Annotated in this window: 14 protein-coding genes; 7 read left to right on the plus strand and 7 right to left on the minus strand. The window is 65.7% G+C overall.

All coding sequences use genetic code 11. The features are described from left to right. Positions 1–528, plus strand: a 528-nt coding sequence (locus BLR03_RS11425; RefSeq protein WP_254788411.1) for an HpcH/HpaI aldolase/citrate lyase family protein, incomplete at its 5' end; no start/stop codon positions are given. 59 nt (positions 529–587) lie between these two features. Next, entirely contained in the window at positions 588–1,409 is an 822-nt protein-coding gene (locus BLR03_RS11430) for a fumarylacetoacetate hydrolase family protein (protein WP_091252654.1), read from the plus strand. Positions 1,410–1,634: 225 nt separating this feature from the next. On the opposite strand, the gene BLR03_RS11435 is transcribed toward BLR03_RS11430, so the two are convergent. From BLR03_RS11435 to BLR03_RS11465, 7 genes are all read right to left on the minus strand, one after another. Next, positions 1,635–2,600, minus strand: a complete 966-nt coding sequence (locus tag BLR03_RS11435) for an amidohydrolase family protein (RefSeq protein ID WP_091252655.1) — start codon at positions 2,598–2,600, stop codon at positions 1,635–1,637. Between the two features lie 228 nt (positions 2,601–2,828). Beyond that, positions 2,829–3,353 carry an NUDIX hydrolase gene (locus BLR03_RS11440; protein ID WP_091252657.1) on the minus strand — a complete coding sequence of 175 codons (525 nt, stop codon included), beginning with the start codon at positions 3,351–3,353 and terminating at the stop codon, positions 2,829–2,831. 197 nt (positions 3,354–3,550) lie between these two features. Then, entirely contained in the window at positions 3,551–4,315 is a 765-nt protein-coding gene (locus BLR03_RS11445; protein WP_091252658.1) for an ABC transporter permease, read from the minus strand. Beyond that, positions 4,312–5,142: an ABC transporter ATP-binding protein gene (locus tag BLR03_RS11450; RefSeq protein ID WP_091252660.1), complete on the minus strand. Its 831-nt coding sequence runs from the start codon at positions 5,140–5,142 to the stop codon at positions 4,312–4,314. Before BLR03_RS11450 ends, BLR03_RS11445 begins: the two co-directional genes overlap by 4 nt. Before the next feature lie 25 nt (positions 5,143–5,167). Continuing rightward, positions 5,168–5,533: a DUF1048 domain-containing protein gene (locus BLR03_RS11455; RefSeq protein ID WP_091252662.1), complete on the minus strand. Its 366-nt coding sequence runs from the start codon at positions 5,531–5,533 to the stop codon at positions 5,168–5,170. A 2-nt stretch (positions 5,534–5,535) separates the two neighbouring features. Further along, positions 5,536–5,886, minus strand: a complete 351-nt coding sequence (locus tag BLR03_RS11460) for a PadR family transcriptional regulator (protein ID WP_091252664.1) — start codon at positions 5,884–5,886, stop codon at positions 5,536–5,538. 152 nt (positions 5,887–6,038) lie between these two features. Next, a complete protein-coding gene (locus BLR03_RS11465) occupies positions 6,039–6,518 on the minus strand; it encodes a MarR family winged helix-turn-helix transcriptional regulator (protein WP_091252667.1) in 480 nt (159 codons plus the stop codon). A 123-nt stretch (positions 6,519–6,641) separates the two neighbouring features. Here BLR03_RS11465 and BLR03_RS11470 point away from each other — a divergent pair, with 123 nt between their 5' ends. From BLR03_RS11470 to BLR03_RS11490, 5 genes are all read left to right on the plus strand, one after another. Further along, a complete protein-coding gene (locus tag BLR03_RS11470) occupies positions 6,642–7,616 on the plus strand; it encodes an SDR family NAD(P)-dependent oxidoreductase (RefSeq protein ID WP_091252668.1) in 975 nt (324 codons plus the stop codon). A 2-nt stretch (positions 7,617–7,618) separates the two neighbouring features. Next, positions 7,619–8,512, plus strand: coding sequence for an amidohydrolase family protein (locus BLR03_RS11475; RefSeq protein WP_091252670.1), 894 nt, complete (start codon positions 7,619–7,621; stop codon positions 8,510–8,512). Position 8,513: 1 nt separating this feature from the next. After that, a complete protein-coding gene (locus tag BLR03_RS11480; RefSeq protein ID WP_254788414.1) occupies positions 8,514–9,725 on the plus strand; it encodes an acyl-CoA dehydrogenase family protein in 1,212 nt (403 codons plus the stop codon). A 50-nt stretch (positions 9,726–9,775) separates the two neighbouring features. Next, positions 9,776–10,231, plus strand: coding sequence for a MaoC family dehydratase (locus BLR03_RS11485; protein WP_018774069.1), 456 nt, complete (start codon positions 9,776–9,778; stop codon positions 10,229–10,231). A gap of 73 nt (positions 10,232–10,304) precedes the next feature. Continuing rightward, positions 10,305–11,681, plus strand: coding sequence for an MFS transporter (locus BLR03_RS11490; RefSeq protein WP_091252674.1), 1,377 nt, complete (start codon positions 10,305–10,307; stop codon positions 11,679–11,681). Positions 11,682–11,696 lie beyond the last annotated feature (15 nt).

The raw sequence follows: 11,696 nt of genomic DNA on the forward strand, positions 1-11,696 counted from the left end.
GACCAGGTCACGGAGAGCTTCCACCGGATGGACGGCAAGACCCCGGTCATCCCGCTCGTCGAGTCCGCCGTCGGCATCGAGGAAGCCAACAACATCGCGAAGGCCCAGGGTGCTTTCCGCCTGGCCTTCGGCTCCGGCGACTTCCGCCGCGACACCGGCATGGCCGCCACCCCGGAGGCCATGGCCTACCCCCGGGCCAAGCTGGTGGTGGCCAGCCGCGTGGGCAACCTGCCGGGCCCCATCGACGGCCCCACGGTCGGCACCAACCACCCGATCCTGCGCGAGCAGACCGGCATCACCGTGATGATGGGCATGACCGGCAAGCTCTGCCTGGCGATCGACCAGACCCCGGTCATCAACGAAGTCATCAGCCCTACGCCGTCCGACGTCGCCTGGGCCACGGACTTCATGGCCGACTTCGAAGCCAACGGCCGCGTCATCCGGGACGGCTCCGACCTGCCGCGCCTGGGCCGCGCCGAGAAGATCATGAAGCTCGCCGTAGCGTTCGGGGTGCAATCGGCACCCTAACGCCCTTCGCACGCCCGCACACTGCTTAATCGGCAAGCAAGATCAGGAAGAGAAAACGAATGGCCTACGCAAACTACCGATACAAGGGTCACAACTTCATCGGCGAAGTTCATGGCGAACACCTCATCCCGCTAGCCGGCCTCACCGACGTCGGACCGGAAACATCCGCAGAGCTCCTTGCCAGTGCTGCCCGGGTGACCGCATCACGGGTTGCCCTATCCGAAGTCACCCTGCGCGCGGCGTCCCCAAGGGCCGGGAAGATCCTCTGCGCGGGCCTGAACTACAAAGACCATGCCAACGACCCCAGCGCGGCCGCCTTTCCCGTCCTGTTCCCCAAGTACACATCCACCCTCATCGGACCGGCCGAGGACATCATCCTGCCCCCGGAATCCAACCAGGTCGACTTCGAAGGCGAACTTGCCGTCATCATCGGCAAGACAGGTCGCCGCATCACCGAACACGACGCCATGGACCACGTCCTTGGCTATTGCGTCGCCAACGCCGTCACCATGCGCGACTACCAAAACAAATCCCACCAATGGTTGCAGGGCAAGGTCTGGGACGACACCACCCCGATAGGCCCCTACATCGTCACCCCGGCAGAAACCGACATCAGCAAGGCCGGCATCCGCACTACCCTGAATGGGGAAGTCGTACAAAAATCCGACCTCTCCCACCTGATTTTCAGCATCCCCACACTCATCGCCACCATCTCCGAATTCGCCACACTGGAGCCAGGTGACGTCATCCTCACCGGCACGCCATCCGGCGTCGGCTACCGCCGAGACCCCCAACTGTTCCTCAAAGACGGCGACACCATCACCGTGACCGTGGAAGGAGTCGGCAGCATCACCAACACCGTCCGGACAGAAACCGCGTGATCCGAACCGGCATCAAGAAGCAACCCACGGGTCTCGGAAGACAACAGCTTTCCAAGACTGGGTTATACGCGCGTCAGTACTTCCAGCCAGGACGCCCAGCTTCGACATCCTCGGCTCCACACTGCGCGTCAACGCACCCCTTGTTCGGGGATCCTGTCGGATTCGCACGGTCCATAGTGAACTCGGAACCCCGCCTGCCAGGGAGCGCAACGCGCACAATATGAACTAATCCTGATCAGGCCTCAGCCGGGGAAAAAGCGCCTCGGAATTGCCGCGGTCTATCGCCGCGCGCACGGAGGGGTCCAGCGGATAATTCTCATACTCCATATTCAGGAAATCGATCGCCGCAGCGGGTGCGAACGGGAAGTCAGTTCCGTACGTGATGCGGCCCGGGTCAGCTACCTCGAGCAGGCTGGGCAGGGCCGCCGGGCTGGCGGACAGGGCCACGTCGTAATAAAACCGCCGCAAGATGGACTGCTTCTTATCTCCCAGCGCCGCCAGCGCGCTGAGGGCCAGGTCCTTATCGTTGAGCATCGTCAGCAGGATCCTGTAGGCGATGTAAGGAACGAAGCCGCCCGCGTGGGCCAGGATGAACCTGATTCCCGAGAACTTTTCCATCGCACCGGACAGGATCAGGCTGATAGCGGTGCGGGTGGTGTCGAGCAAGAAATCTGCGGCAAAGGCGGGTATGCCCGGCACCGCCGGAGCGGGCAGTTCAGCGGGGTGGATGAACACTACGGCCCGGCGGTGGTGCAGGAACTCCAGCAGAGGCTCAAAGCCAGGATCGCCCAGATAGCGGCCGGCGTTGTTGGCCAGCAATACGATCCCGTCCGCGCGCAGGGTGTCCAGGGCGTACTGGGCCTCCGCCAGGGCGCCTTGCACGTCCGGCAGCGTGAGTGTCGCGAAGAACCCGAACCGCTCAGGCCGGGCCGCGACCACCTCTGCACTGTATTCATTGATCTCCCGCGCCCGCCGCCGTGCCTCCGCAGCGTCCCCGAAGTACACGCCGGGCGTGGACAGGGATAATATGCCGGTCTGCACGTCGTGCCTGTCCATGAACTTCAACGCTGAGCGCTCGGACCACGACGGCAGGCCAATGCCGCCGGGGCGGATACCCTTTTCAAGCATCCAGCGTGCATACCCAGGCGGAACGATGTGCTGGTGAGTGTCAATGCGGTACGGCCGGCCCATCCGGATCCTTGTCCACGTGCTCGTTTCGCTGATACGCGGGACCCTCAGCGGATGTGAACAATCTACTCGCAAATCCGACCAATGAGCAGACCGCCGGACGGTGCCTGGGACTCAGCTAGACCGTCAGTGGGCGCTCTTCGAAATCGTGTGTATCAACCGCCGTGGGTTCTGGGAGCCGTTCTCTCAGTCGCCCTGCTAGCCATAGGCCTCAGGAATCCATGGACAACATCATTGAGATTCCTTATGTTGCTCCCCGGCTGGTGCCGCGCCGAGTCCGAGGTGCCGGAGGAGCGCGTCGAGGATCGGCAGCTGGCCCTTCACCAGCCGGTCCCTGGCTTGTGCTTCCGTGGCCCATTCGGCGTGGTCGATCTCGGGGAAGCTGCGGACGGCGCCGGATCCCTTGGGCCACTCCAGGGTGAAGGTGTTGCTCACGATGCGGCCGGGCTGAAAGTCCGATTCGGTCGCGTAGACCGTGATGACCTTGCCGGAAGGCTGCCGGAAGTCGCCGAGCCGGTGGTAGTCGGACGCGGGCGCAGGGGTGCCTATTTCCTCCGCGAACTCCCGGCGCGCGGCCTCCAGCGGGTCCTCACCGGCGGGGTATTCGCCCTTGGGGACGGACCAGGCGCGGGCGTCCTTGCCGGCCCAGAACGGTCCGCCCATGTGGGCGATCCAGACCTCCACCGGAGAAGCGCTGCCGGGTCCGGGCGTGCTGCCCAGCCGGTAGAGCAGAATGCCGGCGCTCCGAACGGCCATGGCTCCTCCTGTCCCAACGCTATCTCAACCGGCGTAGTCAAAGCGCGTGGCGGGCTGTGGCCCGCCCCTCGAAAGCTGGGTCAATCAGGCGGGCCGGGCCCGGTGGAGGAAGAACTACGCGGCGGGGGCCCGGACCTCAGAGGTAATGGTGGTGGTCCTGAACTGGCGCGGCATTCCGGGACCGCCAGCGCCCGGCCTCAGCTGATCTTGCGACGGTAGATGGCGATCGCGAAGGCGTAGGCGACAACGAGAATGCCGACGAGCCAGGCGAGGGCGATCCAGATGTCGCTGCCACTGGGTTCCTGGGCAAGCAAGGCTCGGATGGTGTTCACGATGGAGGTCACCGGCTGGTTCTCGGCGAACCAGGCGACCGGGCCGGGCATCGAGTCGGTGGGTACGAACGACGAACTGATGAACGGCAGGAAGATCAGCGGGTAGCTGAACGCGCTCGCGCCGTCGACGCTCTTCGCCGACAGCCCTGCGATGACGGCAATCCACGTCAGTGCGAGGGTGAACAGGATCAGGATGCCAGCGACGGCGAGCCAGTCGGCCACGGAGGCGCCGGTCCGAAACCCCATGATCAGCGCGACGCCGATGACGATCGCGACCGCGACAAGGTTGGCAGCCAGGGAGGTGAGCACGTGCGCCCAGAGCACGCTTGACCTCGCGATCGGCATGGACTGAAAGCGTTCGAAGATACCGCCCTGCATATCGAGGAACAACCGGTAGGCGGTGTACGCGACGCCGGACGCGATCGTGATGAGCAGGATGCCGGGGAGCATGTAGTTGACGTACGACTCGCCGGATCCGGTGTTAATCGCGCCGCCGAACACGTACACGAACAGCAGCATCAGCGCGATCGGGGTGACGGCGGTGGTCATGATCGTGTCGGGGCTGCGGAGGATGTGGCGCAGCGAGCGGCCGGTCAGGACGCGGGTGTCGCCAAGGACGCGGGTGGTCATCGGGGTGCCTTTCGTGCCGGGGCCGGGTCATCGGTGCGGTCGTCGTCGGTGCGGTCGCCGCCGGTGCCACCGACGAGGGCGAGGAAGACGTCCTCGAGGGAGGGCTGCTTCTCGACGTATTCGACCGTCGCGGGCGGGAGGAGTTGCTTGAGTTCGCTGAGGGTCCCGTTTTGGATGATCCTGCCTTCATGCAGGATCGCGATGCGGTCGGCGAGCTTTTCGGCCTCGTCGAGGTACTGCGTGGTGAGCAGCACCGTCGTGCCCTGACCGGCAAGTTGCTTGACGGTCTGCCACACCTCGATGCGCGCCTGGGGGTCGAGCCCGGTCGTCGGTTCGTCGAGGAAGACGACCGGCGGGTTCCCGATCAGGCTCATCGCAATGTCGAGTCGGCGCCGCATGCCGCCGGAGTACGTCGACGCCTTGCGGTTTCCTGCTTCGGTGAGTGCGAAACGGTCGAGCAGGTTGTCGGCGATCGCACCCGGGTTTGTCAGATGACGCAACTTGGCGATCAGCACGAGGTTTTCCCGACCGGTGAGCACTTCATCGACCGCGGCAAACTGGCCGGTCAGGCTGATCGACTCGCGCACGTCGCCGGGCTTCGCGGCGACGTCGAAACCGTGAACCGTCGCGGTGCCCGCGTCGGCCTTCAGCAGCGTCGACAGGATCCGCACCAGCGTGGTCTTGCCCGCACCGTTCGAACCGAGCAACGCGAAGATGCTCCCCGCCCTCACGGTGAAGTCGACACCCCGCAGAACGTGCACGTCCTTGAATGATTTCTCGATGCCCTGCACCCGGACCGCGGGTTCGAGGGCCTGGCCGGTGGTCATAGCCGGTTCTCCGTTCCCGGTGCATTCACACGCCGTCGGCGGCGGCCTGATCGATGGCGTCGGTCAGGCGCTTGCGCTCCTTGTTGATCCACTGGCCGTCGGAGTAGTTCTGGATGAAGGTGTCTGCGAACTCCACCGGGTCGTCCCCAACGATGTCGCGGACGGGGGTGCCGTCGACGGCGGCCCGCTCGATCAGGTCTGCGAGGTCCTCGAGCATCTGCATGAGCACATCGCCCTTGACGATCGACCCGGCGTACATGAAGTAGCGCTCGAGTCCGTCGATTGCGGTTCGATAGCTGGCGGGGAGTTGTTCTTTTCGATCCTTGTACCGGCGCCAGCGCTTCTTGTCCTCGAATGATCCCGTGATCTTTTCGATCCATCCTGCGGCCATGGTTACTCCCCTTCGCTTTGCGGGTGTTCTATGTCGTGGTGGAGCTGTTCGATCCGCTTTTGGAGGAAGCTCCAAGTCCTCCAGAACTCTTCGAGGTACTCGCCGCCCAGTGCGTTTAGGGAATAGACCTTGCGCGGCGGCCCTTTCTCGGACGGGACCTGGGCCACGTCCACGAGGCCGCGCTGCTCGATCCTGACCAGCAGCGCATAGACGGTGCCCTCGACGATGTCGGAGAAGCCCTGCTCGCGCAGCCGCGCCGTGATCTCGTAGCCGTATGCCGGCTGCGCGGCCAGGATCGCGAGGACGATGCCCTCGAGCGTGCCCTTGAGCATCTCGGTCATTTGCTTGCCCATGGAACCCTCCCAACAGCTACTCGGTGTTACTGACTACCACTAGATAGTAACACTGAATAGCGACCTGGCAATGGATGGCGGGGAGTCGATTCAGCGCATCCGGTTGCGGATTCCGGCACCCGGGCGATTGGGCGCGCGCCGTGCGGGTCAGATCAGGCCGCCGGCCCCCACAAAGCCTTGCGCAGCAGCCCCTTGAGGGCCGCGATTTCGGCGTCGCTGAGGCCGGCCAGGGCTGCGGATTCCGCCTCCCGCGCCGCGGCCTCGGCTTGCCGGAAGACCGCCGTGCCTTCCGTGGTGGCGGAGACGATCTTGGCGCGCCGGTCCTGTTTTCCGGGCGCGCGGATCACCAGGCCGCGCTTCTCCAGCTCATCAATCAACGCGACGATCTGGCTGGGATCCAGGCTAAGGAATTCGGCCATCTCCCGCTGGGTGGGCTCCAGCTCACTGGTGGCCAGGGCCAGCACCGAATAGGAGCGCTCCTTGAGGCCGAACCCGGCCAGCGCGCGGTTGTTCAGGACCGAACCCGCGGCATGCAGTTTGGCCAGGAGGAAGCCCGCATCCCGGCTGATGGTTGCCGCCATGAGCTTCTCCGCCGGGACGGTGCCCGGCGCGTCGTCAACTTCTGTCGGCATGTCAACTCCAATGGTCCAAAAAATAAATCATTGACTTTTTCAACTATCCATATTTACATGGATGCAGACCAGCATCCCACGCCGCAGGGCCGGATGCACACGGCAGCTAGCAAAGGAGCGGCAATGAGCCTGTCAGGAAAAGTAGCAATCGTCACCGGAAGCGGACGGGGCCTCGGCCTGGCCTACGCCCGGGAGCTGGCCCGCCAGGGCGCCGCCGTCGTTATCAATGACGTCGATGCTGCCGTGGCTGCCGAAGCGGTCCGGACCATTGAGTCCGACGGCAGTAAGGCCGCCGCCGTCGTTGCCCCGGTGGGCAGCTCCGAGGTGGCAAAACAGCTCGTGCAGACAGCCGTTACGGAGTTCGGCCGGCTCGACATCCTGGTGACCAACGCCGGCATCCTGCGGGACAAGAGCCTGCTGAAGATGACGGACGAGGACTTCGACGCCGTGATCAACGTCCACCTCAAGGGCACCTTCACCTGCGCACGGGAAGCCTTCGGCTACTTCAAGGAGAACGGCATTGCCGGCCGCATCATCACCATCGGTTCACCGACCGGCCAGCGCGGCAACTTCGGCCAGACCAACTACGCCGCCGCCAAGGCCGGCATCGTGGGCATGGTACGCACGTGGGCCCTGGAAATGAAGAAAGCCGGCGTCACGGCCAACGCCGTCATCCCCGTGGCCGCCACGGCCATGACCAAAACCGTCCCGTACTTCCAGAAGGCCGTCGAGGCCGACGAGCGCGGCGAGGCCATGCCGGCGTTCTTCCGCCACGACCTCGGGTTCGGCACGGCCGACGACGTCGCCGGCCTCGTGGCGTTCCTCGCCTCCGACGCGGCCGCCGGAATCACCGGCCAGGCGATCGGCGCCGGCGGCGACCGACTGCAGCTCTGGACCCACCCCGAGGCCGCCGCCACCGAATGCCGCGAGGGCGGCTGGGGCTACCAGGATCTCGTGGAAGACTTCGGGAAGCTCTTCGGCGACAAGCTGCAGAGCGTCGGCGAAGAGTTCCTGCCGCTGCCGGAGGAACTGCAGCCAACAACGGCTCAGCCCGAACAGACGCAGCCCGAGCCCGCTGCGCCGGCGAAGGTCGGCTAGCCATGTCCGCGCAGCGCTATGAACTCGGCATCGACGCCGCCTCGCTGGATGCGATCGACATGCACGTCCATCTCGAAGTGGACGGCCACGGCCACGAATCCCTGCCGCCGGCACTCACGGAAGCCTCCGCCAAGTACTTCAAGGCCGAGGACCGGACCCCGTCGCTGGACCGGATCGCCGAGGTCTACCGCGAACTGAACATGGCCGCCGTCGTCTTCACCGTCGACGCCCGGACCCAGCTCAAGCACGAGCCCAACAGCATCCCGGACCTCATTGCCGGGGCGGCGCGGAACAACGACGTCCTGATCCCGTTCGGCAGCGTGGACCCGCGCACCGGCGCCGAGGCCATCCAGGGCGCCAAGCACCAGGCAATCGACCTCGGCGCGCGCGGGTTCAAGTTCCACCCGAGCCTGCAGGGCTTCGACCCGTCTAACGAGCAGTTCTACCCGCTCTGGGAAACCCTGCAGGAACTGGGCCTGCCGGCCATCTTCCATACGGGCCAGAACGGCATGGGCGCCGGGCTCCCCGGCGGGTACGGCATCAAGCTGGCCTACTCCAACCCGCTCCTGCTCGACGCCGTGGCCGCGGACTTCCCGGAACTGCAGATCATCATGGCCCACCCCTCGGTGCCGTGGCAGGACGAGGCCAATTCGATCGCCACGCACAAGTCCAATGTGTTCATCGACCTCTCCGGCTGGTCCCCGAAGTACTTCCCGGAGTCCCTGGTCCGGATGGCCAACTCGGTCCTGCAAGACAAGGTCCTGTTCGGCACGGACTTCCCGCTGATCACGCCGCAGAAGTGGCTGGGTGCCTTCGCCGACCTTCCGCTCAAGGACGAGGTGCGGCCCAAGATCCTCAAGGACAACGCCGTCCGCCTGCTCGGGCTGGGTGGCTGAGGTGTCAGTGGCGACCGAAAACCAGACCAGGCTCTACGGCGTCTGCGACTACTACGATGCCGAGTCCCTCCTCACCGCGGACGAGCGACGCGTGCTCGGCAGGCTGCGGGCCTTCCTCGATGAGAAGGCGAAGCCGCTGCTGGCCGACTACTGGGAACGCGGCGAGTTTCCGGACCAGCTGGCGCGGCCGCTGATCGAGCTGGACCTCATGGAACCCGCCGAGCTCACGACCGACAGACCCGCCCGGGGGATCTACCAGGGTTTCCGGATCTTCGAACTCGCCCGGACGGACGCCTCGCTGGCCACCTTTTACACCGCCCAGGCCGGGTTGTTCCGGACCGCCATCCGGGTCGGCGCCTCCGCGGAACAGCAGGCCGAGTGGATGCCCAAGGTCATCGACTTCTCGCTCAAGGGCGTCTTCTCGCTGACCGAGCCGGAATCCGGCTCGGACATCGCCGGCGGCCTCGCGACCACCGCCCGCAGGGAGGCCGGCTCGGACGGCGACACCTGGGTCCTGAACGGCGCCAAGCGCTGGATCGGCGGCGCCGCCACGGCCGACGTCCTGGCGGTGTTCGCCCGCGACACGGCCGACGGGCAGGTCAAGGCCTTCCTCGTGGACCGCGACGCGGCCGGCGTGACCCTGGAGAAGATCCACCGCAAGACGGCGCTGCGGATGATGCAGAACGCCCACATCACGCTCGACGCCGTCCGGGTTCCCGAGGCCAGGCGGCTGCACAACGTGAACTCCTTCGAGGACGTGGCCGCGATGTTGCGGGCCATGCGCTCGGACGTCGCGTGGATCGCCACGGGCATCCAGGCCGGGGCCTTCGAGGCAGCGCTGCGCTACGTCACCCAGCGGCAGCAGTTCGGCCGCCCGGTGGGCTCCTTCCAGCTGGTGCAGGAAAAGCTCGCCCGGATGCTCGGCAACGTCACCTCGTCGCTGTCCCTGGTGGTCCGGCTGACCGAACAGCAGGACAAGGGCATCTACCGCGACCAGGACTCCGCCCTGGCCAAGATGCAGACGTCCCTGCTGATGCGCGAGACCGTGGCGCTCGCCCGCGAAGTGGTGGGCGGCAACGGCATCACGCTGGACACCGACGTCGCCAGGTTCCATGCCGACGCCGAGGCCGTCTACTCCTACGAAGGCACCCACGAAATCAACGCCCTGATCGTCGGACGCGCCCTCACCGGCGAAAGCGCCTTCACCCGCTGACCGCGCCGCCGTCGTCCATCAACCCATCCCCATCAGCACAGGAGCCAAAGATGCCCAACCTCGTCGTCGACTTCGACAAACTGCTCACCCTCGCCGGCACCGACCTCGGTGTCACCGACTACCGCGAAATCACCCAGGAACAGATCAACAAGTTCGCCGATGCCACCGGTGATGACCAGTGGATCCACGTGGACCCCGAACGCGCCAAGGACGGCCCCTTCGGCGCCCCGATCGCCCACGGCTTCCTCACCCTCTCGCTTATCATCCCGTTCTGGGGCGAGCTGTTCGACGTCGACGGCGTCACCACCAAGGTCAACTACGGCCTCGACAAGGTCCGCTTCACCTCTCCGGTAAAGGTGGGCTCGCGCATCCGCATGCGGGCCACCATCGCCGAGGTCACCGAAGTCAAGGGCGGCGCCCAGATCAAGGTGGCCAACACGATCGAGATTGAAGGCCAGGAACGCCCCGCCGTCGTCGCCGAGTTCCTCGCCCGCTTCTACAAGTAAGCCGCTACGGCCAGCACACCACCCTCCGCCCCATCCCTCTGCACCCCATTTCTCTGCACTTAAAGGAACAACGATGTCCCAAATTTCGCAGTTGCAGGCCCTGGACGCGGGTACGCGTCGCCGTGAAGCACGGACCGTCATTGCCTCCAGCTATCTCGGCAGCACCATCGAGTACTACGACTTTCTGCTCTACGCCACGGCCGCCGCCGTGGTCTTCCCGAAGGTGTTCTTCACCGGCATGGACGAGTGGGTGGGGGTGGTGGCCGCCTACGGCACCTTCGCCGCAGGCTATGTGGCGCGGCCCCTCGGCGGCATCATCTTCGGCCACTTCGGCGACCGGCTCGGCCGCAAGAACATGCTGATCATCTCGATGCTGGTGATGGGCATCGCCTCCACCCTGATCGGGCTGGTGCCCGGCGCCGCGGTGGCGGGAGCCTGGGGCGCCGTGATGCTCGTGTTCCTCCGCGTCTGCCAGGGCATTGCCGTGGGCGGGGAGTGGGGCGGCGCCGCGCTCATGGCGCTTGAGCACTCGGAGTCGGGCAAGCGCGGCTTCGCGGCCTCGTTCGTCAACGCCGGCGCCCCCACCGGCGCGGTCTTGGGCACCCTTGTCATGGGAGCTTTCGCGGCCCTGCCCAATGATCCGTTCCTGGCCTGGGGCTGGCGCGTGCCGTTCCTGCTGTCCTTCGTCCTGCTCGGCGTCGGCATGTTTGTCCGGCTCAAGGTCACCGAAAGCCCCATCTTCAAGGCGGCGCTTGAACAAGAGCAAGCCGAACAGGCAAAGGCCGAGCGAGCGGCGCCGGGCACAGTCCCGGGCGGTGCGCCGGCGCGCCGCGAGATTCCGCTCCTGCAGGTCCTGCGCCGGCCCAAGACGCTGATCTTCACCATGCTGGCCGGCGCCGCGGGGTTCGCACTCCAGGTGGTGCTGGCGACGTTCTCCGTGACCTATGCCGTGTCCAAGGGCGCGGACCGGCAGGGCGTGCTCTACGCCTTTGCCGCAGCCTCCTTCGTGTCCATCGCGTTCGTGATCATGGGCGGCCGGCTCTCCGACAAGCTGGGCCGGCGGCCCGTGATGATCGGCGGCCTGGTGCTCTTCATCCTCTACCTCACGCCGATGTTCCAGCTCCTGTCCTCGAACAACATCGGGCTGATCTTCGTGGCCTTCGCAATCGGCCTCATGATCCACTCCACCCTGTTCGGCCCGCTCGCGGCCTTCGTGTCCGAGCAGTTCGGCACCACCTCGCGCTACACCGGCGCCTCGCTGGGCTACCAGCTCGCCACCCTCCTCGGGGCCGGATTCACGCCGGGCATCGTGGCGCAGATCTTCAAGGATTCCGGACAGAACACCGCCGCCGTGGTCTGGTACCTGGCCATCATGTCCGTTGTGTCGATCGTCTTCATCCTGCTGACCCGCGAGCCGAAGAACAACGATCTGCAGACTGTCCGGTCCTAACCCGGTCCCCGCGCA

Source organism: Arthrobacter sp. ok909 (assembly GCF_900104405.1).
Classification (GTDB): domain Bacteria; phylum Actinomycetota; class Actinomycetes; order Actinomycetales; family Micrococcaceae; genus Arthrobacter; species Arthrobacter humicola.

Bases quoted from the DNA above. Each gene is read 5' to 3' on its own strand.
- BLR03_RS11485 (WP_018774069.1), top strand. From the start codon at position 9,776: ATGCCCAACCTCGTCGTCGACTTCGACAAACTGCTCACCCTCGCCGGC.
- BLR03_RS11460 (WP_091252664.1), bottom strand. From the start codon at position 5,886: ATGGGCAAGCAAATGACCGAGATGCTCAAGGGCACGCTCGAGGGCATC.
- BLR03_RS11455 (WP_091252662.1), bottom strand. From the start codon at position 5,533: ATGGCCGCAGGATGGATCGAAAAGATCACGGGATCATTCGAGGACAAG.
- BLR03_RS11435 (WP_091252655.1), bottom strand. From the start codon at position 2,600: ATGGGCCGGCCGTACCGCATTGACACTCACCAGCACATCGTTCCGCCT.
- BLR03_RS11430 (WP_091252654.1), top strand. From the start codon at position 588: ATGGCCTACGCAAACTACCGATACAAGGGTCACAACTTCATCGGCGAA.
- BLR03_RS11465 (WP_091252667.1), bottom strand. From the start codon at position 6,518: ATGCCGACAGAAGTTGACGACGCGCCGGGCACCGTCCCGGCGGAGAAG.
- BLR03_RS11490 (WP_091252674.1), top strand. From the start codon at position 10,305: ATGTCCCAAATTTCGCAGTTGCAGGCCCTGGACGCGGGTACGCGTCGC.
- BLR03_RS11475 (WP_091252670.1), top strand. From the start codon at position 7,619: ATGTCCGCGCAGCGCTATGAACTCGGCATCGACGCCGCCTCGCTGGAT.
- BLR03_RS11445 (WP_091252658.1), bottom strand. From the start codon at position 4,315: ATGACCACCCGCGTCCTTGGCGACACCCGCGTCCTGACCGGCCGCTCG.
- BLR03_RS11470 (WP_091252668.1), top strand. From the start codon at position 6,642: ATGAGCCTGTCAGGAAAAGTAGCAATCGTCACCGGAAGCGGACGGGGC.
- BLR03_RS11450 (WP_091252660.1), bottom strand. From the start codon at position 5,142: ATGACCACCGGCCAGGCCCTCGAACCCGCGGTCCGGGTGCAGGGCATC.
- BLR03_RS11440 (WP_091252657.1), bottom strand. From the start codon at position 3,353: ATGGCCGTTCGGAGCGCCGGCATTCTGCTCTACCGGCTGGGCAGCACG.